Source organism: Vreelandella profundi, assembly GCF_019722725.1.
In the GTDB taxonomy this organism is placed as follows: Bacteria; Pseudomonadota; Gammaproteobacteria; order Pseudomonadales; family Halomonadaceae; genus Vreelandella; species Vreelandella profundi.
In genome coordinates this window covers 596910-622047 of sequence record NZ_CP077941.1, presented here as the reverse complement: position 1 = coordinate 622047, position 25138 = coordinate 596910, and the positions used below count along the sequence as shown (strand labels likewise).

Sequence of the window (25138 nt, the reverse complement as noted above, 5' to 3'; positions counted from 1 at the left end):
GGCAAGCGTGCGGCTACCTCCGAAAAGAATCTTCGTTGCCAAGCGGTCACTGTCATAAGCTATTATCCAGTTAGGAGTCGTCTTCGTTAATGACGAGCGATACCTGTCGCTCCTGCCAACCTTCGCGTTGAGTAAGTACGTGTTCGGTGAGATGAATTGCCTGCGCGTCTATTTGCGCAATCCGCCCATTGTTAGTGCCCATGTAGTCACCTTTTCTGACACTGGTCACGGCGCCATCGGGCGATGCAATTAACGCCACTCGGCGCCCTGCCATTGTCATCGTGCCCACCAGCTGCAGCTCTTGCAGAGAGAATTGCTCTAATGGCTCAGAGGCGCGCTGCGAGTTCGGCGCTGGCACGCGGTCGTTGCGCTGATTGCCACTCTCAGCTATCGCTTGTGGCGCCAAAAAAGGGCTGCGCTGATCGCTATACAAGTAGTCTAACGAGGCGCTTTCTGGCGCTAACACGCTTATTGATGGCGGCTCGCCTAACGGCGACTGCCGAATATCAGCCAGCGTCTGCGCCAGCGGGTCTAAATCAGGCTCCGCACAGCCAGACAACAAGACCACAGAGCCCAGCATCACCAGCGGCGCAGCACGCTTCAAGAGTCGCTGTTGGCTTGGCGTCATAGCACTTCTGCCTCCTCATCCAGCGGCAGATCACTGTCTTCGGCATAGCGATAGGTGCGGGCAAGAAGCGACAGCTGCAGCATGTCGCCGTGCCCCTCAACGGGCGCTAAGGTAAAATCATGCTGGGTCACCATGCGCGGCAGCGATGCGATATCGGCGATAAAACGCGCCAACTGGTGATAGCCGCCGCGCACCTGAATATCCAGCGGCTGCTCTATATAGTGCGGCTTCTCCAGCGAAGGGCGCAGCCAAATCGTGTCGATCATCAGGCGGTTATCAGCCGCGGCATCACTGATACTATCAAGCAGCGAGGGGATTTCCGCATCGCTGGGCAGCATCGTATGAAAGCGCGCCACCTGCGCTTTTAAGGCTGCCAATTGATCACGCCGTTCCGGCAAGAAAGCGGCTTCAGAGACTCGGCTGCGATATTCACTTAGCAGCCTGACTTCCTGGCGCTGCGCGGCCATGAAGGCATCGCGCTGCTCACCGACCGTCAACCATAGCATCACGCCCAGCGTCGCCAGCAGCGTTAAACCGCAGCTCATAACCTTTAATAGCCACGGCCAGCTACCGGCTTCTTTAACGTCTAACCCTCGCCAGTCAACCTCGCGCAAGCGCTGCCATTCCATGGCCCAGGAGTCGCGCTGAAAACTCATAGCGCTGCCTGCTCAACGTCGAAATGAAACACGCGGCCCGCGCCGTCCTGCTCACTTTCCAGCGCAGAGAGCACCGGCACTCCCAAGCCCGGTAGCGCGGCAATACGACGAAGCTGCTCGGACACCTGCCGAGCGCTGTCCGCAGCCGCCGTCACGCTGACGCTATTATCGCTTCTCGATAGCCGCTGATAGACCACGCCATTAACGACGCTATTCGCCACGTTATTAACCAGGTGTACGGTATCGGTACGCCTAGACTGCATCGCCTGAAACACGCCTATTTGCTCATTTAACCGCGCTGCATCGCGCTCTACGCGCGACACGCTGTCAATATCCGCATGCAGGCGCTCAATATGGCTGCTAATAAGCGCGTTGCGCTGCTGCTGAACGGCCAGCTTAAGCTGATAAAAGTGAGAGATAAGCACCCCAATCATTACGCCCAGTAGCAGCATGATCGCCACAGCGACATAGTAGTGTCGCGTTCGCCGCTCTCGCTGTGCCTGCCGCCAAGGCAGCAGATTAATGCTCATATTCACCGGCAGACCCTCATTGATTCACCCTCATCGCTAAGCCAGCGGCGGTTAACATCGTCGGCGCATCATCCATCAGCCCTTGAAGGTTTAAACGTTTATTGACCTGCATGTGCTGAAAGGGGTTAGCGATGCTCACCGGCGTGCCGCTATCGTTAGCAATACGCTCGGCTAGGCCAGGCATCACGCTTGATACACCGGCCAATACGATATGCTGTATTACCTGCTGGTACGCCTTGGTGTGATAACGCTGTAAGGCGCGTATAGCCTGCTGAGCAACGGCGTCGAGTAAAGAGGTGGTTAGCGACCTATCGTCAAACGCCGCGCTGCGGCTATAGACCATATGCTGGCCATGAAAGACGTATAAACCATGCGTTGCAGTATCAATATCGACGACGCCAACACAGGCCGTATCCGCGCCAACAGCCGCATCACCGGCGGGCGTTTGGCCGTGTAATTCACCCAGCGAGCGCGCCAGCGCAAAGGTCTCAACATCCACGACCGCAGGCTCAAGACCTGCGAGCTCTAACGTTTCAGAAAGTTGGATAACGTCGCGCTGGCGACAGGCCACCAGATCTACCTGCTGCTGCCCTTTATCAAACGGCGCTGGGCCCAAGCATTTAAAATCGAAAGCAACGTCATTGAACGGAAAAGCAATATGGCGGTCGGATTCGGCCATAATGCGCTCTTCTATCTCGTCTTCACGCAGTTCGATAGAAAAGCTCAGCGTTTTAGTGATGGCCGCACTCGCAGGGATGGCGACGGCGGCTTTACGTGTAGAGGGCTGCGCATGGTCTAAAGCGCGTTTCAACGTACTGATAACGTCATTAATGTCACGAATACGACGTTCAATTAGCGTACTTTCGCGCAGTGTTTTAATGGCATAGCTTTCTACCTGGTAACTACCACGACACTGCTTTAGCTCCAGCAGCTTTATGTTCGCCGACGTAATGTCTATACCGATCAACCCTTTATCGGATTTCATAAGGCTCATAGTAGGTTCAGCTCCACCTGCTGATCACGTGAATCGAGGTTACCTTATTTTTACTTAAGACTCACGCGGACGAACTTACAACATATCAACACTGGTGGCCGCCGCCTCAGCTTCCTATAATGGCAGCCAATTACATGATGCGGCCGTTCAGACGCCGATCTTTTTATTCTCTCCAGGGTGCTCTTTGTTCATGACGTTTCTTCGAACCCTTATTGTGTCGCTATTTTTTCTCATTGTGTCATTGGTCGGCGCCACCGTGCTGGCCGTGGTGGCCGCGGCTATTTATTTTGCGCCAGGCTTACCTGACGTGCGTCAACTGCAAGACTTTGAGCTGCACTCCCCGCTGAGAATCTTTACGCAAGACGGTAAGCTGATTGGCGAATTCGGTGAGGAGCGTCGCATGGCGATCGACTTCGATGAAATTCCGCAGGATATGGTCAATGCCTTGGTCGCGGCCGAAGACACCAACTACTTTAATCATTCCGGCGTCGACCCTCGTGGCATAGCCCGGGCTGCGGTGGAGCTGGTTAGCAGCGGCGGGTCTATTCAGTCAGGCGGTTCGACCATCACAATGCAGGTCGCCCGTAACTACATGCTGACGCTGGATCAAACCTTTACACGTAAGATTCGTGAAATCCTGCTAGCGCTGCAAATGGAGCAAGTACTCAGCAAAGAAGAAATTTTCGAGCTTTACGTTAACAAGATTTTCTTGGGCAACCGTGCCTATGGCATCGCAGCTGCCGCTGAAACTTACTATGACAAGCCGCTGGCTGAACTGACGCTCGCGCAAACGGCGATGATTGCGGGGCTGCCCAAAGCGCCCTCTGCGTTCAACCCGCTGGCTAATTCAGAGCGCTCGCTCATTCGACGCAACTGGATTCTGTTTCGCATGCGCGAATTAGGCTATATCGACCAGAGCACCTATCAATCGTCGGTTCAAGATCCGGTGACGGCCCGCCGTCACTACACGCAAACCGAAGTTGACGCTGACTACGTTTCAGAAATGGCGCGTCAGTATGCGGTTGAGCGTTTTGGCGACGAGGCCTATACCGGCGGCTACCGCATCTACACCACTATTAATAGCGAGCTACAGCCCTTTGCTCAAAAAGCGTTAGCCAATGGCCTGACCGCCTATGACCTGCGCCATGGCTGGCGCGGGCCAGAGCAGCGTGACATTGCTGCCAGCTTAGTCGAAGCGCAAGAGCAAACCGCGACGCAAGGCCTTGAAGAGGAGCTTTCTGAGTCGCCCGAAATTCGTCAAACCGCCCGCCAGGCCGCGCAGCGTAGCCAAACGGAAGTGGAAGGGTTTGATGGCGACGTCAGTAACTGGGTTCAGGTACTCGAGCGCACGCCCAACTACGGCCTGCTGAAGCCCGCGATCGTGGTAGAGAGTAGCGGCCAGGAAATGAAAGTACTTACCCGCAACGGTGGGCTACAAACGATCCCCTGGGCGGGCTTAAGCTGGGCACAAAAGTACCTTAGCCCACGCAGTCGTGGGGCCGCACCCAGCTCGGCTGATCAAATTGCCGTCCGTGGTGACATGATTCGTGTGATTGAGAATGAAGACGGCTCACTGCGTCTTTCTCAACGCCCGGACGCCGAAGGCTCGCTGGTCGCACAAGATCCGCGCACCGGCGCCATTCTCGCCCTTCAAGGTGGCTTTGACTTTAACGCCAGCAAGTTCAACCGCGCGGTACAAGCTCAGCGCCAGTCAGGCTCTATTTTCAAGCCCTTCATTTACTTGGCGGCTCTTGAAGATGGCGAGATGAATGCTGCAACCGTGGTCAATGACGCACCGGTAGTGCTTGACGACGGCAGTAACTCTTTATGGCGGCCAGTGAACTCTAGCCGTGACTTCCAAGGCCCGATGCGACTACGCCCTGCGCTGGCACGTTCACGAAACCTGGTGACTATCCGCGTCCTTCAGACGATGGGCTTGGATCACACAATTAACTACTTGGAAGGCTTCGGCTTTGCACCTGGCCGCTTACCTCATGGTCTGGCCTTAGCGCTTGGCAGCGCGAGCTTAACGCCCATGGAAATGACCAACGCCTACGCCGTTCTTGCTAATGGCGGCTTCCAAGTCGCACCCTGGTTTATTGAGCGTGTGACCCGCAACGATGATAACGAACTGATTGATGAAGCAACGCCTCAAGTGGCTTGCCCAAGCTGTGCAGAGGATCAGGAAACGGTAGAAATTGATGGCCGCGAATACCCCATCGCCAAACGGGTAGCCGATCCGGCCGCGGTTTATATTCTGCGCGACATGCTGCGTGACGTTATCACCTCGGGCACTGGGCGCGGTGCGCTAAGCCTGAACCGTGAAGACATCGTGGGCAAAACGGGCACCACGAACAGCCTGCGCGACGCATGGTTTGCGGGCTTTAACAGCGACATAGTCACCACAGTGTGGGTCGGCAAAGACAGCAATGAAACCCTCGCTGAGTATGGTGCCGGCGCCGCCCTGCCGATTTGGGTAGAGTTTATGGGTGATGCGCTGGAAGGCACGCCGCCGGCCGTACCAGATCGCCCTGATACGATTGTGACTGCGCGCGTTGATCCGGATACCGGCCGTCGCTTAACTGACGACCAGCCGGGCGGCCTCACAGAGCTGTTCCATCGCGATCACTTGCCGGACTACCAGCAGCGCCGTATCAGTCGCGAGCTGGAAGAAGCCAGCGGCTCGCAAGGCTCAGGCACCGCAGAGTCAATCTTCTAACGCTAGCGGCTAACCCCTACGCCACGGCGCAATAGCGAAAAGGCCCGGAGAGAATATCTCCGGGCCTTTTTTTATTACTTACTTAGCGTCTTTGCGGCTATCGCCCTTAGCCATTAACGGCGGGAGTTTCCGGCTGGCGCTTACTGGCCAGCCAGTTGGCACCAATCACCACAACCATCACCACGACACCGGCAATCTCGGTCATCAGGTTAGGATAGAACACCCCAATAATCGCCGCCGTAATCGCCAGGCGAGGTAGCCACGACATACGGGTAAACAGATACCCTTCCAAGGCCGCTGCAAAAGCGCCTAGTGCCAGGATGGCGATGACGCCGTTCCAGATCACCACCGGCACGGGGCCACCCATGATGATTTCTGGGTTGAACACCATAAACAGCGGAATCAGGTACAGCCCTTTGGCAAATTTCCACGCCTGGAAGCTCGTTTCCATCGGCTTACTGCCTGCTATCGCCGCCCCGGCAAAACCTGCCAAGGCGATGGGCGGCGTCACGTTAGAGTCCTGGGAGTACCAGAACACCACCAGGTGAGCGACCAGCAGCGGGATACCAAACTCCTGGGTAAGCGCCGGGCCAACTAGCACAATCAGCACGATGTAGCTCGCCGTGACCGGCAGGCCCATGCCTAGCACCAAGCTTGCCAATAGCACCATCAGCAGCGCGAGCAGAATGTTGCCACCAGAGAAAGCCAGCATCATCGACGAGAACTTCAGGCCTAAACCGGTTAAGCCCACAACGCCAACGATAATACCGGCCACCGCACAGGCCATCGAGACAGACACCGCATTGCGTGCACCGAGCTCTAATCCTTCAATCAGCTTGGCAAAACCTGCGCGAATAACGTTTTTAATCGAAGTCGACGTTACCGGCTGCCCCTGTCTCGGCGCCACAAAGAAGAACCACAGCGCATAGCGTAATACCGCCACTGTCACCATGGTGACCACCGCATAGTAGCCGACGCGCATGGGCGACATACTCAGCGCCAGCAGCCAGACCAGCACGGCCAGCGGCAGCAAGAAGTGCCAGCCCTCTTTCAGGACTTGGCGCATCTGCGGCAGCTCTTCTTTCGGCAGCCCCTGCATGCCTTGCTTAAGAGCAATAATGTGGACAAACAGATAGACCGTCGAGAAATACATAATCGCCGGCAAAATGCTGACTTTCACAATGTCCAAGTACGGCGTATTGGTGTACTCGGCAATCAAGAAAGCACCCGCCCCCATCAACGGCGGCATAATCTGCCCGCCGGTTGAAGCAGCAGCTTCAATGCCCCCTGCCTGCTTGGCTTTGTAGCCCAGTTTTTTCATCAGCGGAATAGTAAACGCGCCGGTAGTGACAACGTTGGCAATCGCGCTGCCGGAAATAGACCCCATGCCCGCTGAGGCTAGCACCGCAGCCTTGGCCGGGCCGCCGCGCTGGCGACCGGTAGCGGCATACGCCATATCGATGAAGAACTTACCCGCACCGGTGCATTCCAAAAAGGCGCCAAACAGTACAAAAATAAAGATATAGGTGGCTGCCACGCCGAGCGGCAGGCCGAAGATACCCTCTTGGCCCAAGTAAAGCTGGCCAGCAACGCGGTCAATGGTATAGCCGCGATGCTCCAGAATGCCCGGCATCCATTCGCCCAGCCACGGCAGCTCGCCCCGCGGCCCGGCAAAGGCATACACAATGGCAATCAAGCCGATCACGGTCATACCAAAACCTACCGCGCGGCGGCTCGCTTCCAGCACCGTCACGGTCGCAATACAGGCGACCAGAATGTCGGTACTGCTCCAAAAACCCGCGCGACTGAAAATCTCATCCAGATTGAACACTAGATAGCCGCCGGTGATGATCGCCCCGGCTAAAAACACGAGATCAACTCCCCACCCAACGACGCCACGCTTACTGGTAGGGCCAAAGACTGGGAACATTAAAAACGCCAGCATCATGATCAATGCCAGGTGAATACTGCGCTGATAAAACAGCCCTAACGGCTGGATACCCGCGGAATACAGCTGAAAAAGGGAAAGTCCCACCGCCACAATAGTGATCAACCACAGCACCATGCGGGGTTGAATCACATTACCGCCCGGTATTACGGTCGACGGTTGATTGGATTCGTTCATGAAGTCCTCGGAAGCGTTAACTAATGTCGTTTTTATTCACGCGGGAAGGCGTGAGGAGCGGCTAGCTGAACGGTCACGCGCTGTCCAGCGGCGAGCGCACTCAAGCTCACCTGAGGATGCTCTCCGTCTGGCCAAACCACTCGATGATTGACGGCAGGCGAGCCGACTCTTAATAGATAGCGATTATTGACGACAGGCTCGTCAATCGCATTAATCCAGTAACCGCCCTCACCGTCTGAGACCTGCTCTCCACGGCCAAAAATATGCCCAAGCCCTGCGGCGAAGTCAGGTTGATGGCTACGTTCTAACTGCATTACGCCTGCCACATTGCGATAGCAGTCCAGTACGGTGAAGTGCTCAACGGAGTGCTGCCACTTAATACACCAGCGGCCGCCCAGAGGAACCGTTTCATCCACCAAGACGTCGCCTTGCTCGGTCGTCACTGCTAATCGCATAAACGGCGTCGCCGAAGCGGGGGAAGCCCCCACTTCGGCGAGTGGTAAACATGCAATCAGTAGCGCCACCAGTCGATGTTGCCACTGCATGGTGGTGTCCTTTAGCCGTTACGGACGTAGGCGATCCGGGATGTCAGCGCCAACTTCTTCGAAATAACGCAGCGCACCTGGGTGTAACGGCACCGGCGTAGATTCCATTGTGAACTGAACGGTGGTGTCATTCGCCGCAGGGTGAACAGCAATCAGTTCGTCGGTGTTTTCAAACAGCAGCTGGGTAAGCTGGTACGCCAACTCTTCGTCCATATCGGCGTTAACCACCAATACGTTAGGAATACCGATCGTCTGAACCGCTTCATCCATGCCGTCATACATACCGGCGGCTAGCTCATACGGTGCAAACACCGCTTCTTCTTCCTGCGCGTTAGCGATCTCTTCGTCAGAGAAGCCAATAAGGCGAATATCACGCGTGGCGGCTAGGTTAAGAATTGAACTGGTGGGCGGCCCTACGCTCCAGAAACCCGCGTCGATATCGCCATCGCGAATCGCATCGGCGGTTTCATTGAAGTTAAGGCGCTGAGGCGTAAAGTCTTCATAGTCAACGCCATTGGATTCAAGCAACGCACGCACATTAAGCTCAGTGCCGCTGCCCGGTGCGCCCACAGAAACGCGTTTACCGGCCAAATCTGCAATCGATTTAATATCCGACTCTGCTAGCGTGACAAGCTGCACGGCATTGGGATACACAGAGGCCAGCGCACGGGTGTTTTCGACCTGACGCCCGTCAAAGTCACCGGTGCCGGTGTACGCCTGATAGACCGTATCAGCCAGGGCCAGCGCTAAATCCGCATCGCCACGCATGATCAGCCCCATGTTCTCAACCGACGCGCCGGTGACTTCCGCCGTCGCCTGAGCACCTTCAATATGGTTGTTGATCATTTCGGCGAAACCACCGCCGATAGGGTAATACACGCCGCCGGTGCCGCCGGTCGCAATTGAAAGTTGTTGGGCGCTAGCGGGGAGCGCGACCGCGAGCAGCGATGCAGCGGCTGCTGTGGAATATAGAGAGCGTAGAGTTCGCATGAGCATTTCCTCCGTCCTGCTTGGACTTATAGGTATGGTTGACGATAAAGGAGGTTTTGGAGCCCCAGCGCCTGCCTGGCAATCAAACGGCCAATCAGGCGCGGTGGAGAAGAAGTTAGCACGGCTTAAGCGTTAGATGCTAATTGGCCATTATTAACGTTTAACGACATCACAACGCCCACGACCGCGAGCAATGTCAGCCTGGTCATCAGAAATAATCCGCCGACAACAATGCGGAAATACGTTAGTAATCTCTTTACCTCTGCCAAATAGTTAATATTTATTGATAATAGCTGACAATCTCTCACAATGTACCGCTACTCGCCCAGGAGCCATACTGATATGGAGCCCGAAGTTAAGGCGTCGGATTTGCAAGCGTCCGACCTTCAAGAATCCGATCTTCAAGCGCCAGCCCTTAAGGAAAAAAACATTAGCGAGCCAAGCGGTCCCCGCCAAAATTTAGCCATTAGCGCTTATCGTCAGCTTAAGCATGACATTATTCGCGGCTGCTATGCGCCGGGACAAAAGCTATTAATGACACACCTTAAAGAGCATTACGGCGCTAGCACCGGGCCGCTGCGCGAAGCGCTCTCCCAACTGGTGGCGGATCGTTTAGTCGTGGCGATTAGCCAGCGTGGCTACCGCGTCGCGCCGATGTCGCTGGCCGAGCTCAATGATATTTACGATGCCCGTGCCCAGCTTGAAGGGCTAATTCTGCGCCTGGCTATACAGCGCGGCGACGACGACTGGGAGGCCATGGTGCTCGCCACCGCTCACCTATTAGCGAAAGTCACCGACATCAATACACCCGATGACCTGCTCGAACTCTGGGATCAGCGTCATAAAACCTTTCACACCGCGATTGCCAGCGGCTGCAACTCCCCTCACCTGCTGCAGATGCGCAACACGCTATTTGATCAGGTAGAGCGCTACCGCCATCTATGGCTGCAAGAAACCGTGATGTCGCCCCAGGCATTAGAACTTAAGCGCCAAGAGCACTCAGCGCTGGTGGATGTCATTTTAGCCCGCGACATCGCTCAGGCCGACACTCTGATGCGCGACCACCTGATGACGCCGGTTCCGATCATTACCCGCGTTCTCAAAGCGCACGGCATCGAATAAACCTTTCGATTTAAGCGGTGCCACCTCAAAATAAATTCTGCGTTTTAAAAAAATGTAGATATTTTAAACTAACGGCGATACATTGGCCTTATGCTATTTTGCAGCCAATCCATTGCCGTGGGCGATTTATAGCGCCTGCATAACGAATCGAGGAATTCACGCCATGACGCATTTTAACTGGGACGACCCGCTGCTACTGGAACAACAGCTGACGGATGAAGAGCGCCAGATTCGTGATGCAGCCTATGATTACTGCCAGGAAAACCTTCAGCCCCGCGTGCTAACGGCCTTCCGTGAAGAGCGCTTTGAACGTGAAATCATGAGCGAGATGGGCGAACTTGGCCTGCTCGGCGCCACCGTTTCCCCTGAATACGGCGGTGCTGGCGTTAACCACGTCGCGTACGGCTTGATTGCTCGTGAAGTTGAGCGCGTTGACTCTGGCTACCGTTCAGCCATGAGCGTGCAGTCTTCGCTGGTGATGTACCCCATCGAAACCTACGGCTCTGAAGAGCAGAAGCAAAAATTTCTGCCCAAGCTTGCCAGCGGTAAAATGATTGGCTGCTTTGGCTTGACCGAACCCGACCACGGCTCAGACCCGGGCGGCATGATTACCCGCGCTGAAAAAGTCGACGGCGGCTACCGCCTAACCGGCGCCAAAATGTGGATCACCAACAGCCCGATTGCCGATATCGCGGTGGTATGGGCCAAGTCAGCGGCTCACGACAATCAGATTAAAGGCTTTATCGTTGAGCGCGGAACCGACGGTTTCAGCACGCCCAAAATTGAAGGCAAAGTATCGCTGCGCGCCTCGACGACCGGTGAGATCGTACTGGACAACGCCTTCGTTCCTGAAGAGAACCTGCTGCCTAACGTCAGCGGTCTGAAAGGCCCGTTTGGCTGTTTGAACAAAGCCCGCTACGGCATCGCTTGGGGCGTCATGGGCACCGCTGAATTCTGCTGGCACGCCGCGCGCCAATATACGCTTGATCGTAAGCAGTTTGGCCGCCCGCTGGCTGCCAATCAGCTCATCCAGAAAAAACTGGCCGATATGCAGACCGAAATCACCCTGGGTCTACAGGCAGCGCTGCAGGTTGGCCGCCTGATGGACAGCGGCAACTGGGCACCGGAAATGGTCTCGCTGATCAAGCGTAACAACTGCGGCAAAGCGCTGGATATCGCCCGCCAGTCCCGTGACATGCACGGCGGCAACGGTGTTTCCGACGAATACGGCGTCATTCGCCACATGGTCAACTTAGAGTCGGTGAATACGTACGAAGGTACTCACGACGTGCACGCCTTGATTCTAGGCCGTGCGCAGACGGGCATTCAGTCGTTCTTTTAATAGTCTTAATAGAACCCTGAGCAATAAACGTTAAACGTATTCAGCCAAGGAAGCAGCTGTTATGAGCAAGCCCCTGTTAAGCGAGCCAACCAAACCACTGGCCGGGATTAAAGTACTCGATATTTCTCGGGTGCTGGCCGGGCCGTGGTGCGGACAAATGCTCGCGGACATGGGAGCTGATGTCATCAAAGTTGAGCGACCCGGCAGCGGCGATGACACCCGCCATTGGGGCCCTCCTTGGCTGGGTGGCACAGAAGAGTCGGCGTATTACCTGTGCGCGAATCGTGGCAAGCGTTCGGTCACCATCGATATGGCCAAGCCCGAAGGCCAAGCGGTGATTAAGCAGCTTGTCGCTCAGTCGGATGTGCTGATAGAAAACTTTAAAGTGGGCGGCTTAAAGCGTTACGGGCTGGATTACGCGAGCCTGCAGGCGCTAAACCCCAAGCTGATTTACTGCTCAATCACCGGTTTTGGTCAGGAAAGCCCCTACGCCCATCGCGCGGGCTACGACTTTATGATCCAAGCGATGGGCGGCATCATGAGCATGACCGGCAAGCCAGACGGTGAACCCGGCGGTGGCCCGGTCAAAAGCGGCGTCGCGTTTACCGACATTTTTACCGGGCTTTATGCTTCCAACGCGGTGCTGGCGGCGCTTTATCAGCGTCGTGATAGCGGCGTTGGCTGCCACATTGATATGGCGCTCATGGATGTGCAGGTCGGCGTGCTCGCCAATCAGGCGCTTAACTACCTAACCTCGGGCAATGTGCCCCAGCGATTAGGTAACGCTCATCCTAATATCGTGCCCTACCAAGCGTTTGCCACCCAGGACGGCCATATTATTGTCGCCGTGGGTAATGACGAACAGTTCAAGCGCTTTTGTAGCGTGTTGTCACTGCCAGGCTTGGCTGAAGACCCACGCTTTGCGACTAACGGCGCACGGGTTAACCAGCGCGTATTGCTGGTTCCGCAGCTGGAAGCGGCACTGGCTCAACGCGGCACCGATGAATGGCTCGCAGCCTTTGAAGCGGTAGGCGTGCCCTGCGGCCCGATTAACACGCTAGACCGGGTATTTGACGACCCCCACGTCAAAGCGCGCGGGCTTAGGCAAACCCTGCCCCACGCACAGGCAGGCCATGTGGATTTGGTAGCCAATCCTATTCGCTTCAACGGTAAGCAAATGAGCGCCACAACGGCGCCACCGCACCTGGGTGAACATACCGAAAACGTATTGGATGAGCTCGGCATTACACCCGAGCAGCGCACCGCTCTGCGTGAGGCAGGCATTATCTAGCCCGCATTAAGCACCGGTGACGTGAAATATCTTCCCCTTTGTGGCGCCTCACCAGGCGCCTTTTTTTGTGCCTATGGGTGCCTGCCGAAACAACGGATAAAACTTACTACAGCGAATTAGTGCTATACAAAATCTATACCCGCAATGTTTTGAGATCTAAACTAAGCATCGCAAGGTGCTTCTGTATCACGTATAGATATTACGTTTTCTCAATGTAAGTCTTAGCGGCGCCAGACAAGCCACTAGAAATCTCTACTCAGGAGCAGCAATGAGCCAGTGCGCACGCGTTAACGGCAGCTGTAGGCGCTGTGAAGGCGACTTACCTTTTGAATTCACCATGGCATTTCAGCCGATTGTGGACCTATCACTAGCCCGAATCGTCGCCTACGAAGCCCTGGTGCGCGGCTTGCAAGGGGAATCCGCCGCCAGCGTCATTGCACAAGTCACTAATGATTTGCTCTACCGTTTTGACCAAGCCTGCCGGGTGAAAGCGATAGAAATGGCCAGCGCGCTGGGTATGCAAACCAACCTTTCGATCAACTTCTTGCCCAACGCTGTTTATGAACCAGAAGCCTGTATCCAGGCAACGTTAGCGGTATCAACGCGAGTTGGTTGGCCAGCGAATCGGCTCATTTTCGAAATCACCGAAACTGAGCGCGTCCAGAATCGGCAGCATCTGTGCAATATCATTGATGCGTATCGCTCCATGGGGTTTAAAACGGCGCTTGATGACTTTGGTAATGGTTACGCCAATTTAGACCTACTCACCGACCTGACGCCTGACAAGCTAAAAATCGATCGCGAACTGGTCATGCACTGTGATAGTGATCCTCGTCGCCAGGCACTGCTGAACGCAATAATATTACTTGCCCAAGAGATTGATATACCCCTCATCGCCGAAGGCGTCGAGACTCGTACTGAAGCGCTATGGCTGGCGCGTGCTGGCATTATTCAGCAGCAGGGCTATTACTTTGCTAAGCCGGCCATTAACTCGCTGGGCAGTGATATTACCGCGCTACTCGCTGGGTTAAATAATGAAATAGGCAGCAAGCAATAGGCGCAGTAAATCAACGTTATCCTTGCATCGTCACTCCTACGCGCAACGCTTAGGGAGAGTGTAGAGAACGAACCCCAAATCTAAATGGATAATGACAAGTAGTTACAAAATATATTTAAGATGAATGTGTACTATCCTTTTAGTGTGACGGCGACCACGCTTAGGTTCCATCGCGACGTATTTGTCTTGGGAAGACAACAAACAAGGTCATTCAAGGGAGAATACATTGGCTCATTCCACCACTTCTCGCGGTGCCGGCGGATTTTTCGCCAAACTCGTAGGGATTATCGTTGCACTCGTCGGCCTCGCCCTCGGCGGCGGCGGGCTGTATCTAGCGACGCTGGGCGGTTCCTGGTACTACCTGATCGCCGGCGTGGCAATGCTGATCGCCGGGGTTCAACTGGTTCGAGGGCGCATGTCCGGCGCCTACATTTTTGCCCTCGTCTTTATCGGCACCTTACTTTGGGCCGCATGGGAATCGGGGCTGAATTACTGGCGCTGGATCCCCCGACTGGACGTAGTGTTGATTCTCGCCATCCTCGTCGCCTTGGCGGCTCCGCGCCTGAGAGGCGGCCCCGGCCGTAAAGCCAGCTTCTCCGTCGCGGGCGTCATGGTTCTGGGTCTGATCATCGCCGGGGCGTTAGCGTTTCTTCCCGGGCGTGGCTACCAGCACATCGCCGACGTGCCCGAGATGGCCGAGAGCTCGCTGGCCACCGACATGGGCAACGCCCAGCCGTCAGACGCACCGGCCGACGGAGATTGGGCGGCCTACGGGCGTGATGCCGCCGCGACGCGCTACTCCCCGCTCGAACAGATCAATCCGGATAACGTGGGTGATCTCGAGGTAGCCTGGGAATACCGTACCGGCGATCTGCTCGAGCATCGCTGGGGTGCCGAAACAACGCCGCTGAAAGTGGGCGACAACGTCTTCCTGTGTACCTCGCGCAACATCCTCGTCTCTCTGGATGCCGCAACGGGTGAAGAGAACTGGCGCTACGATCCGGTGGTTTCCGAAGACGCCATCCCCTACACCGCCGCTTGCCGGGGTGTGACCTACTACGAAGTGCCCGAGAACGATCAGGCTCCTGAAGCTGACGACAACGCTGCCAATCAGGGTGAGCAGGTCGCCGCTAATGACGAGCAGGAGGAAGATCAAGACAACGCGCCACAGGATGAAGCGCCGACTCAGCCGTCCGTCGCCACCAATGACGATCAGGCCTGCCGCACGCGCATCATCTCCGGCACCCTCGACGGCCGCCTGATTCAGGTCGACGCCGCCACCGGCGAGCCCTGCACCGGTTTCGGTGACAACGGTCAGGTCGATATCAAGCGCAACATGGGCGAGACACCGCCGGGCTATGTGGCCATCAACTCCCCGCCCGTGGTCGTCAACGATGTCCTCGTTACCGGTCATCAGGTGCTCGATGGCCAGCGCCGCTATCCCGCTTCGGGCGTGATTCAGGGCTATGACGTGGTGACCGGCGAGCAGCGCTGGGCCTGGGACGCCGCACGCCCGGACCAAAGCGAGCCGCTAACGGGTGACGACGTTTATACCCGCGGTTCGCCCAATATGTGGACCATTGCCGCTGGCGACAGCAGCTTGGGAATGGTCTATCTACCGATGGCCAACGCCGCCGGCGACTACTGGAGTAGCTCGCGTAGCGAAGAGGAAAACGAGTGGGCAGCCTCCATGGTCGCCCTCGACGTGGAAACCGGCCTGCCGGTGTGGCACTTCCAGACGTCCCACGTTGATGTCTGGGACTACGATCCCGGCTCGCAGCCCTCGATGATCGACTTCCCCACCGAAGACGGCAACGTGCCGGCGCTGGTGATGCCGACCAAGCAGGGTGAGATCTACGTCTTCAATCGTGAAACCGGCGAACTGCTGGGCGGCGGTGCAGAAGAGCGTCCGGTACCCCAAGGTGGCGCCGAGCCCGAAATGCGCAGCGAAACGCAGCCCTACTCGCTCTATGCCACGCTGCGTCAGCCGGAGATCGACGAAAAAGACATGTGGGGCATGTCGCCCTTTGACCAGCTGTTCTGCCGGATTCAATACCGTCAGGCGAGCTGGGAAGGCATGTATACGCCGCCCACCGCCGAGCAGCCGTGGATCCAGTACACCGGCTACAACGGTGGCTCTGACTGGGGTAGTGTCGCAATCGACCCGCGACGTGGCGTGATCATTGCCAACTACAACGACATGCCCAACTACAACGAGCTGGTCCCGCGAGACGTTGCCAACGAGCGTGGCTGGGTTCCGCGTGAAGAGCTGGATGAAGACACCGGCGGCGCCGAAGGTGCTGGCGATCCGCAGGCCAACACGCCCTACGCCATCAACGTCAACGCTGGCTGGCGTGTGCCTTACACCGGCATGCTGTGTAAGCAACCGCCGTACGGTCACATCCGCGCCATCGAACTGGCGACCGGAGACACCCTGTGGGACCGTCCGCTGGGCACCGCTCGCGCCAACGGCCCCTGGGGCATCCGTTCTGGCCTACCGATCGATATCGGCACGCCCAATAACGGTGGTTCTGTCGTTACCGCCGGCGGTCTGATTTTCATCGCGGCGGCAACTGACGATCTTATCCGCGCGATCGATATCGAAACGGGTGAAACCGTGTGGCAAGCGGCACTGCCCGCGGGTGGCCAAGCCAACCCGATGGTCTATGAAGCCAACGGCCGCCAGTATCTGGTGATCGTGGCAACGGGCCACCACTTTATGGAAACCCCCACCGGCGATTACGTGATCGCCTACGCCCTGCCGAAGCAAAGCGATTCCTGATCGCCCACTTCGCTTGCGGTAACACGAGATCGCCCCGACCCTTTAGCCGGGGCGATCTTTTTGATGGCAAATTTTTCCACCGAACAGCGTGAACGACGACTCAATCGTGATCAACGGCGAGCACAGAGCCAGCCTGTCGATTGTGCATACTATATGCGTGCTCTATTACCGACTATGCTGAAAGAACAACCCTCATCAACAGGAAGTAAGTTATATGAGCAGCAATGCCGAATTGAACGAGCTGAAACATAAATACGTCGCCGCAGGCGCCGCAAGCCCAGCGACGGCCTTTGCCGACCGTGCTGAAAACGCTGAAATTTGGGACGCTGACGGCAACCGCTTTATCGACTTTGCGGGCGGCATTGGCGTGCTCAACGTCGGCCACCGCCATCCTAAAGTGGTCGCCGCAGTTAAAGCCCAGCTTGATAAGCTAATGCACACTTGCCAGACGGTTATGCCTTATGAAGGCTACGTAAAAGTCGCCGAAAAGCTTAGCCATCTTGTTCCGGTACGTGGCCATGCCAAAGTCATGCTGGCTAACTCCGGTGCCGAAGCGCTGGAAAATGCCGTTAAAATCGCGCGCGCCGCGACCGGTCGTTCCAACGTGATCTGCTTTGACGGCGGCTACCATGGCCGCACCTTCTTCACGATGGCGATGAACGGCAAGGTAGCGCCCTATCAAAGCGACTTTGGCCCAATGCCGGGCACCGTTTTCCGCGCGCCTTATCCAGTGCCTTACCACGGCGTTAGCGAAGACGAAGCCATTCGCGGCCTGAAGATGACGCTAAAAACGGACGCTAATCCCAAAGACACCGCGGCAATTGTGCTTGAGCCGGTACTCGGTGAAGGCGGTTTCTACCCAGCATCCACCAGCTTTCTGACCAAGATTCGTGAAATCTGCGATGAGCACGGCATTCTAATGATCATCGATGAAGTACAGTCGGGCTTTGGCCGCACCGGCAAGATGTTTGCCATTGAACACAGCGGCGTTGAGCCGGACATCATGACCATGGCCAAAAGTATGGCCGACGGCATGCCGATCTCTGCCATCGTGGGTACCGATAAAGTGATGGATGCCTCTGGCCCTAACTCCCTGGGCGGCACTTACACCGGCAGCCCCACCGCCTGCGCAGCCGCGCTGGCGGTGATGGAAGTATTTGAGGAAGAGAACATTCTTGAGAAGAGCCAAGCCCTTGGCGAGAAGCTTTCGAAACGCTTCACCGAGTGGGCAGGCAAGTTCGAATGCATCGACCACGTGCGCAACATGGGCTCCATGGCGGCGTTCGAACTGGTATCGAATAAAACAGACCGGGCGCCTAACGCCGAACTGGCCGCGGCGCTTTGTAAGAAAGCCCGCGAAGAGGGATTAATCCTGCTTTCCTGCGGCATGTACGGCAACACCATCCGCTTCTTGATGCCCGTCACTATTCAAGACGACGTGCTGAATGAAGGGCTGGATATTATTGAGTCCTGCTTGGAGTCGCTGACCTAAGCGCTATTAGCGTACAAGCAAATGCCGCCCAAATCGGGCGGCATTTATTTTTTAACGCGGCCGGCGATCGCCTTCAATAAAATTCGCCGTAAATACCGCTTTACCGTGAGTCTCAAACGACCACTTCATCACCTCACCCAACGCCGTCATCACGGCATCAAACTCCCCAAATACCTGGGTGCTCATGCGGTTCGGGTGCACTTCTAATCCGGTCGCTTCCAAGCGTTTGACGACCTCTTTTACTACCGGCTTAAAATCATCGGCCAGCGGGTAATAGCTAAGCTGTACGGAAAGATACATAACGTCTCCTTACATGGTTCTTTACATAGTATGTGAATTTTTCCCGGCGCGAGATAAACGCTGCCAGGCAGCCAGAATGGCGGCACGGGTTTCATCCGGGTGCTCCATTGGGAACATATGCGTCCCCGGGACCTCGCTGATCGTTAGGCCCTTGCGCTTTAAACGCTTTATACGTGCAGCCGTCAGCAAGTGCGATTCTTTGCCCGCCACTAGCTCTACCGGCACGCCTAAACGCTTAGGCAGGCGCGAAAGGTGATCGGGCAGATGGCGAAAAATCTCCACTTCAATCTCCGGGTTAAACGTCAGCTCCGCGCTGCCGTCGTCTAACAAGCGCGTCCCTGCTTCAATGTAGTCGTTGAGCGCTTCCGAGGTAAAGCGGCGAAACAGGCCACGGCGACCGAGCGAGCTGGCCATTATCTCGCGGCTGGGCCACGCGGTACGCCGCCCCAGGGTTTTACCGGCAGGCGTGACGCGATCAATAAACCCGAAGCGCTTGGCGGCTTTCATGGCCCAGGCATCCGTTCCCAGCATCAGCGGCGGGTCGAGCATGATCACACCGCAAAAGCGCTCAGGCTGTTTATCGGCGGCCATCGCCATCAAGGTGCCGCCCAAAGAATGGCCCACGCCCAGCAGCGGCGTATCGTCTTGTGGCAGGTAGCTAAGCAGCTCATCCACTAGGTTGCCCCAGTTATGATTAACGGGGTAATCCGGATGGTGGCCCAGACGGTCTACAGGGTGAAGATCAAACGTTTCTGCCAGCGGGTCCAGCAGGCTGCGATAACTTAGCCCTGGAAAACCATTGGCATGGGCAAACACTAAACGCGGGCGTGAAGTCGTCTCAGCAGGCATGGCGTGGCTCGTCGATAAGAGTAAGTCAGCGATGGCTAGGCCATCTATCATACGTCTGTTTTATCCTGCCCCTTACAGAGCGTCAATCCACCTAAGTGTTAACGTGCTAATTAAAATAGCGGCAGTTGATGCTCCTGACTGCTTTCCGCCAGCCGGTACCCCACGCCCAGTAGCCGTACCGGGCGTTCACCGCGGGCCCAGCCAACCTTCAGCAGGGTTTCAAACTGGTCAAGATTAGGCGCGGGGTCAGCGTGTTCGACGGTAGTTTGGGTGAAGTCGCTAAACTTTACTTTAACGATCAGCCCTCGCACCGCCAGCGGTGGGTCAAGGCGTGCATAGCGGCGTTCTAAATCTTCGATCAACGTGGGCAGCTCGCGGCGGCAAGCATCGAGATTAGGCAAGTCTTGTGCGTAGGTCTGCTCGGTACTGACCGATTTACGCTCGCGGTGCGTTTTCACCGGCCGCTCATCACGCCCCCAGCTTAGTTCATGCAGGCGCCGGCCAAAGCGGCCAAAATGTTCGACAAGTTCGGTCAGCGAGCGCGTGCGTAAATCGGTACAGGTGTGAATATCAAGCCCGGCTAGCTTTTCTGCCGTGCGGGGGCCAACGCCGTGGATTTTCTTGACCGGCAGCTGCTGCACAAAGCTATCAACTTCATCTGGCGTGATCACACATAGCCCGTTGGGTTTGTTCCAGTCGCTGGCGATTTTAGCCAGAAACTTATTGGGCGCCACCCCCGCCGAGACCGTAATACCGACTTCGCGGCTTACCCGCTCGCGGATTGCTTCAGCCATCAGCGTAGCGCTACCGTGATGCAAGGTGATGTCTGAGACATCCAAAAAGGCTTCATCCAGTGAGAGCGGCTCAATCAGCTCGGTGACGTCGCGATAAATCGCGAAGACTTGCCGGGCAACCTCTTTATATTTGGCCATGTCGCCGCGAATTACGGTCAAATGCGGGCAGCGCTTAAGCGCCTGCCCCATCGGCATGGCCGAGTGAATGCCAAACTTACGGGCCGGGTAATTGCAGGTAGCGACCACGCCGCGCTGCTCAACGCTGCCGCCAATGGCAATCGGAATGTCCCGCAGCGCGGGGTTATCGCGCATTTCCACCGCTGCATAAAAGCAGTCACAGTCGCAGTGAATAATTTTGCGCACCGGCTACCCTTTTAACTGTAAAAAAACACAGCTTATCACAAGAAGCGCCGACTCTAGCACGACTATGATGGTCACGATCCCCATCACGATCAAGGAGCTGTCGATGATCCACCCTAGCGGCCCGTTCGCGACCGAAGACGGGATAAATCAGGAAACACAGAACCAGGACAAAGCCAAGATGAATGGGCCGTTGGAAAAACAGCCCCATAGGCTGCACCCCTGCGGTGTAAAGCTGAAAGAGCGAGAGCGCGGCGATAATTGCTTCACCGCCGGCGCCGCGGCGGCCAGTCTTGGCGTCGTGCCCTCGGCCCTGTCCGGGGTGATCCGCCAGCTTGAGGCGCAGATCGGCGCACCGCTGTTTGACCGCAGCACTCGACCGCCGTCCATCATCCCACTGGGGCGCGATCATGCGGGGATCGACTGCATGCTGCACAACGATATTGCCGAGGAGTTGGCCTTGATGGTGTCAGACGGGCGGCTGGATATCGCAATTGCAGGTCGTGCACAGCATTCGCCGGATCTGCGCCAGCGCGAAGTCATGCAGGACATGGTCGGGATGGCCTGCCGCGCGGATCATCCATCAGCGGCATAGGATGTGCAACACTACTTGGCCGATATTCCGGCCAAGTGCCTGATCGGGCTGAATGCAAAGCGGTTTGCTGCCCGAAGACTTCCTTCGCCCACGGCTGCGTGCACATTCAACCATCGGCTAGCTTTGCATGATACGCGCTGGAATGGGTGTTGCGCTGATGCCGCGCAACGCGGCTCTGCTGTTCCGCAATCCTGAGATCACGTTCCGGCAGATTGTCGACTTGCGGCTGCGGCGAAGCCGGCGGCTGGCGCTACGTAGCCGTGGCAGCGCCGACCAGACGGTTACCCTATTAAACCCTTTAATTTGGTCGCATGTGATCTGAGCCATTTCTATCCAATACACGCCCGTTCAGAATATCTGTGAACGCTCCATCATCAATCGCCAGCTCGCCGTTAACAAACAGGTAAACGACGCCCTCGGATAGGTGATGAGGATCGGTGAATGTCGCGACCTCATTCAATCCATCGAGATCAAAGACATTTATGTCTGCGATCATGCCTTCGCGAATCAGCCCACGGTCTTTGATACGGTAGACGGTTGCTGGTAGCCCAGTCATCGAATGAATAGCTTTCGATACGGGAACCACACTCTCATCCCGCGCATACTTCGCGAGCATCCGGGTGAATGTGCCGTAGCTCCTCGGATGGGGAGCGCCTTCTCCCATGGGGACGAGATCGCCGTCCGACGCTGTCATGCGCCAAGGTTGCTGCATGAAGTTGGAGATGTCCTTGTCGAGCATGTTGAAGGAAACGATACCGACATCTCCGCCAGCCTCATCCAGCATTTGGATCGTGGTCTCGACAGCATCGAGCCCGCGTTCCTCTGCAATTTCGCTCAGACGCATGCCCTCGTAGGTCGCATCAGGGTCGAAAGTTCTGATCTGGATGCGATCGGCACCGCCGCGGCGCTTCAAATTTTCAACGATCTGTGGCCGAATTTCCGTCAGTTGTGTTTCGTCCGCCAGCCGCTCCAACATCGCCTCGCTTCCGCCCACCATAGCCGATCGGGGGATCAAAGCCGATGACAGGCCCGGTGCAGACGCATCATACGGATACTGGTCCACCCACATCTCCACGCCCTCCGCCCGCGCCCCTTCAATGCGCTGGATGACAGCTTCCGAAAAGCCCCACACGCGCGGACCGAGTGCCTTGACATGCGTCACGATGCCCGGGATCGCGGCCTCGCGCGCGACCTCGATGACTTCCTCCACCGCAGCGATGAGGCCGATCGAGTAATCACTCTCATCCCGAATATGGCTCGTGTATAACCCACCATACTCCCCAACGACCTTTCCCAGCTCCACAACCTCTGAAATATCAGCAAAGGAGCCGGGTGAGTAGAACAGACCACTCGACATGCCAAAGGCGCCGTTCTCCATGCCAGCTCTGACGAGGTCGCGCATCTGGTCAAGCTCTTCGGGGGTGGAATGGCGATCTTCCTCACCCATCACTTCCTTGCGAATGGATCCGTGGGAAGTGGTCATGCCGATGTTGAGGCCGATGCCATTGCTCAGAAAAGTCTCACGCTGCTCGGCAAGATCTACTGCGCCGCCACCATCAGGATTGACCATGACCGTCGTGAGGCCCTGCGCGAGAAGCGGCTGTCCGTGCGACAGCTCCGGCGTCGCCAGTCCGACGCCGGCATGGTTGTGGACGTCGATGAACCCTGGAGAGATGTAAAGCCCAGTCGCGTCAATGCGTCTTCCGGCCTCCATCTCGTCCAGATCGCCTAAGGCGACGATCCGGTCGCCCTCGATTGCGATGTCCGTCCTGATCCAAGGCGCTCCTGTGCCGTCGTACACAAAACCATCCGAAATAATCACGTCGGCAGGGCTATCTTCGGTTGAGCTGGTCTGAGCATGAAGCGCTATAGGTAGTAATGCGCTGCATGACATCAACGCGGCGGCTAGGTTTTTTCGTTGCATGGAAGTTTCCCAAAAAACTGCTGCGCCTCGGTAACGCGAGCCAATGTGAAATCAGTCTCGAATAATTGTGGCATGACGTCAATAGTGGGGCTGGGTTTAGCAAGGCCACCGGGATCGCAGGTCAATTGGCCCACTTTTACAGCGTCTTGCCGCCGCGGGTGATATCTTCTTACGTCGCCTGGCGGGCCATGTCGGGGTCGTTGGCGCGAACGGCCTCGATCAGTTTCACGTGGGGATTGACGTCGCTGAATGGTGCCCCACCGTCATGGAGATGTGACAGGATGGCTCCGCAGCGCATCCACATCATCGACATCCTTGGCTTTGCGGTGGATTGCCGCCACAAATGCGGCGCGGCCTTCCAGCATGATGCGGGCTTGATGAATTTCGGCCAGAGCGTCGCGCGTCAGGACCGGAACGATCACCGCGCCGCGCAAATCTAGGCTGAGCACGCCAATGAGATAGCCACATCGGAATTGCATTGAACCAGCGTCACGTTGGCAGCCCCGCGCTGATCACGGACCGAAGCATGCACCCGGGTGATCTCAGACGAAGGCGACAGTGATAAAACGCCGACTCAGGTGCCGCAAAATGTTCTCAGAACCTGCTCGTTGTCTGTGGCAGGCGCCGCTAAACGGCGGGCTTCAACCGACTCATCAAACGGCTGAGTAACGACCGCTAACAGAGTGTGGAAAGGCGCAAAGTCACCGTCGTAAGCGGCATCGATGACTTCCTGAACCCGATGGTTGCGGGGAATAATGACTGGGTTGGCACGCCGCATCGCGGCAAGGCGCTGGCTATCCTGACTGGCGTTCTGCTCGGCCTGCCATGTCTCTAGCCAAACGGCTAGCTCGTTAGGCTGAGTCGTTAGCGCCAGCAGCGCCTCACGGTTTTCATCACTCAGCGAGCCAGCGTAACGAGTAAGCGCATCAAAGGTCGCGGTCATATCCATTCGCCCTTGATGCATATGGCTTTCAAGGCCTTCCATCAGCGGCACTGCCTGCTCGCTTTCTGGTGAGAGGCCCAGTTTGTCAGCATGCAAGCGGCGCTGCTCTTCACGAAATAGCGTATCAAAATGGCGAAGTGCGGCAGTGGCCTGCTCTACCGCCGCTTCGCCCTGCTCATTCATCAGCGGCAGCAGCGTTTCAGCAAAGCGAGCCAGGTTCCACTGAGCAATGGCGGGCTGGTTGGCAAACGCATAGCGGCGGCCTTGGTCGATAGAGCTATACACTTTTTGCGGGTCAAACTGCTCCATAAACGCACAGGGGCCGTAGTCGATGGTTTCACCGGCAATGCTGCAGTTATCGGTATTCATCACGCCGTGAATAAAGCCGACGCTCATCCAGCGCGCAATCAGCAGCGCTTGGCGGGCGACCACCGCCTCTAATAGCGCTAGATACGGATCTGCCGCATTGGCGGCATCCGGATAGTGGCGGGCAATGACATGATCTGCCAGCGCTTTTACTAGCGCTTCATCTTGGCGCGCGGCGGCAAATTGAAACGTACCCACGCGAATATGGCTGCTCGCCACGCGGGTAAATATCGCCCCGGGTTCAGACATCTGGCGCGCCACTCGCTCGCCACTGGCGACCGCGGCTAACGCACGGGTCGTCGGAATGCCCATCGCCGCCATAAACTCGCTGACCAGATACTCACGCAGCACCGGCCCCAACGGTGAACGGCCGTCGCCACCGCGGGAAAAAGGCGTGCGGCCGCTGCCTTTTAGCTGTACATCACGGCGTACGCCGTTCTGATCAACTACTTCTCCCAGCAGCAGCGCACGGCCATCACCTAGCTGTGGCACAAAGTTGCCGAACTGATGGCCCGCATAGCCTAACGCGCCCGGTTTAGCACCTGGCATGGGCTGATTGCCGCTGAACCACTGGGCGAGCGTTGCGACGTCAGGCACGTCGTTTGCGCCCAGCACATGGGCAAGTGAAGCATTAAAAGCAATCAGTTCAGGATGAGCCACGGGCGTTGCCTGGCTTTCAACCCACAAGGGGTCCGGCAAGGTGGCATAGCGATGTTCAAATGACAGCACGATTA

The 25138-nt window shown here is 56.7% G+C and carries 21 protein-coding genes; 9 read left to right on the top strand and 12 right to left on the bottom strand.

Features of this window, described 5'->3' with window-relative positions; translation table 11 throughout:
* Positions 1–70: 70 nt before the first annotated feature.
* From KUO20_RS02930 to pilM, 4 genes are read right to left on the bottom strand one after another with little or no spacing between them, the layout of a single operon-like run.
* Entirely contained in the window at positions 71–628 is a 558-nt protein-coding gene (locus KUO20_RS02930; protein ID WP_235041421.1) for a pilus assembly protein PilP, read from the bottom strand.
* Positions 625–1284 (bottom strand): type IV pilus inner membrane component PilO, encoded by a 660-nt coding sequence (locus KUO20_RS02925; RefSeq protein ID WP_235041420.1) that lies wholly within the window; start codon positions 1282–1284, stop codon positions 625–627. The genes KUO20_RS02930 and KUO20_RS02925 overlap by 4 nt, the downstream gene beginning before the upstream one ends.
* Positions 1281–1814, bottom strand: a complete 534-nt coding sequence (locus KUO20_RS02920; RefSeq protein ID WP_235042404.1) for a PilN domain-containing protein — start codon at positions 1812–1814, stop codon at positions 1281–1283. Before KUO20_RS02920 ends, KUO20_RS02925 begins: the two co-directional genes overlap by 4 nt.
* Before the next feature lie 16 nt (positions 1815–1830).
* Positions 1831–2808 carry a type IV pilus biogenesis protein PilM gene (gene pilM, locus KUO20_RS02915; RefSeq protein ID WP_235041419.1) on the bottom strand — a complete coding sequence of 326 codons (978 nt, stop codon included), beginning with the start codon at positions 2806–2808 and terminating at the stop codon, positions 1831–1833.
* Positions 2809–2998: 190 nt separating this feature from the next.
* On the opposite strand from pilM, the gene KUO20_RS02910 reads away from it, so the two are divergent.
* Positions 2999–5527, top strand: coding sequence for a penicillin-binding protein 1A (locus tag KUO20_RS02910; RefSeq protein ID WP_235041418.1), 2529 nt, complete (start codon positions 2999–3001; stop codon positions 5525–5527).
* 106 nt (positions 5528–5633) lie between these two features.
* Here the strand turns inward: KUO20_RS02910 and KUO20_RS02905 are convergent, their stop codons facing one another.
* Genes KUO20_RS02905 through KUO20_RS02895 form a run of 3 tightly spaced genes read right to left on the bottom strand, consistent with a single transcriptional unit; the run spans position 5634 to position 9187 of the window.
* Complete coding sequence (locus KUO20_RS02905) at positions 5634–7652, bottom strand: TRAP transporter permease (protein ID WP_235041417.1); 2019 nt, start codon at positions 7650–7652, stop codon at positions 5634–5636.
* A gap of 32 nt (positions 7653–7684) precedes the next feature.
* Positions 7685–8197: a DUF1850 domain-containing protein gene (locus tag KUO20_RS02900; protein WP_235041416.1), complete on the bottom strand. Its 513-nt coding sequence runs from the start codon at positions 8195–8197 to the stop codon at positions 7685–7687.
* An 18-nt stretch (positions 8198–8215) separates the two neighbouring features.
* Complete coding sequence (locus tag KUO20_RS02895; protein WP_235041415.1) at positions 8216–9187, bottom strand: TAXI family TRAP transporter solute-binding subunit; 972 nt, start codon at positions 9185–9187, stop codon at positions 8216–8218.
* Positions 9188–9529: 342 nt separating this feature from the next.
* On the opposite strand from KUO20_RS02895, the gene csiR reads away from it, so the two are divergent.
* From csiR to gabT, 6 genes are all read left to right on the top strand, one after another.
* Positions 9530–10309, top strand: coding sequence for a DNA-binding transcriptional regulator CsiR (gene csiR, locus KUO20_RS02890; protein WP_235041414.1), 780 nt, complete (start codon positions 9530–9532; stop codon positions 10307–10309).
* Positions 10310–10472: 163 nt separating this feature from the next.
* Complete coding sequence (locus KUO20_RS02885; protein WP_235041413.1) at positions 10473–11651, top strand: acyl-CoA dehydrogenase; 1179 nt, start codon at positions 10473–10475, stop codon at positions 11649–11651.
* Positions 11652–11712: 61 nt separating this feature from the next.
* Positions 11713–12942 carry a CaiB/BaiF CoA transferase family protein gene (locus KUO20_RS02880; protein WP_235041412.1) on the top strand — a complete coding sequence of 410 codons (1230 nt, stop codon included), beginning with the start codon at positions 11713–11715 and terminating at the stop codon, positions 12940–12942.
* Positions 12943–13210: 268 nt separating this feature from the next.
* Complete coding sequence (locus KUO20_RS02875; RefSeq protein ID WP_235041411.1) at positions 13211–13999, top strand: EAL domain-containing protein; 789 nt, start codon at positions 13211–13213, stop codon at positions 13997–13999.
* A gap of 226 nt (positions 14000–14225) precedes the next feature.
* Positions 14226–16781, top strand: coding sequence for a membrane-bound PQQ-dependent dehydrogenase, glucose/quinate/shikimate family (locus tag KUO20_RS02870; RefSeq protein ID WP_235041410.1), 2556 nt, complete (start codon positions 14226–14228; stop codon positions 16779–16781).
* Positions 16782–16995: 214 nt separating this feature from the next.
* Complete coding sequence (gene gabT / locus KUO20_RS02865; RefSeq protein ID WP_235041409.1) at positions 16996–18273, top strand: 4-aminobutyrate--2-oxoglutarate transaminase; 1278 nt, start codon at positions 16996–16998, stop codon at positions 18271–18273.
* 51 nt (positions 18274–18324) lie between these two features.
* Here the strand turns inward: gabT and KUO20_RS02860 are convergent, their stop codons facing one another.
* From KUO20_RS02860 to dinB, 3 genes are all read right to left on the bottom strand, one after another.
* The gene (locus KUO20_RS02860; RefSeq protein ID WP_235041408.1) at positions 18325–18573 is read right to left on the bottom strand and encodes a YkoF family thiamine/hydroxymethylpyrimidine-binding protein; all 249 of its coding nucleotides are present in this window, start codon (positions 18571–18573) and stop codon (positions 18325–18327) included.
* A 21-nt stretch (positions 18574–18594) separates the two neighbouring features.
* Entirely contained in the window at positions 18595–19422 is an 828-nt protein-coding gene (locus KUO20_RS02855; RefSeq protein WP_235042403.1) for an alpha/beta fold hydrolase, read from the bottom strand.
* Between the two features lie 110 nt (positions 19423–19532).
* Positions 19533–20579, bottom strand: coding sequence for a DNA polymerase IV (dinB, locus tag KUO20_RS02850; protein WP_235041407.1), 1047 nt, complete (start codon positions 20577–20579; stop codon positions 19533–19535).
* Between the two features lie 64 nt (positions 20580–20643).
* On the opposite strand from dinB, the gene KUO20_RS02845 reads away from it, so the two are divergent.
* Entirely contained in the window at positions 20644–21171 is a 528-nt protein-coding gene (locus KUO20_RS02845; protein WP_235041406.1) for a LysR family transcriptional regulator, read from the top strand.
* Positions 21172–21469: 298 nt separating this feature from the next.
* Here the strand turns inward: KUO20_RS02845 and KUO20_RS02840 are convergent, their stop codons facing one another.
* Complete coding sequence (locus KUO20_RS02840; protein WP_235041405.1) at positions 21470–23095, bottom strand: N-acyl-D-amino-acid deacylase family protein; 1626 nt, start codon at positions 23093–23095, stop codon at positions 21470–21472.
* 281 nt (positions 23096–23376) lie between these two features.
* On the opposite strand from KUO20_RS02840, the gene KUO20_RS02835 reads away from it, so the two are divergent.
* Positions 23377–23535 (top strand): hypothetical protein, encoded by a 159-nt coding sequence (locus KUO20_RS02835; RefSeq protein ID WP_235041404.1) that lies wholly within the window; start codon positions 23377–23379, stop codon positions 23533–23535.
* Between the two features lie 134 nt (positions 23536–23669).
* On the opposite strand, the gene KUO20_RS02830 is transcribed toward KUO20_RS02835, so the two are convergent.
* Positions 23670–25133, bottom strand: a complete 1464-nt coding sequence (locus KUO20_RS02830; protein WP_235041403.1) for a protein adenylyltransferase SelO — start codon at positions 25131–25133, stop codon at positions 23670–23672.
* Positions 25134–25138: the final 5 nt, after the last annotated feature.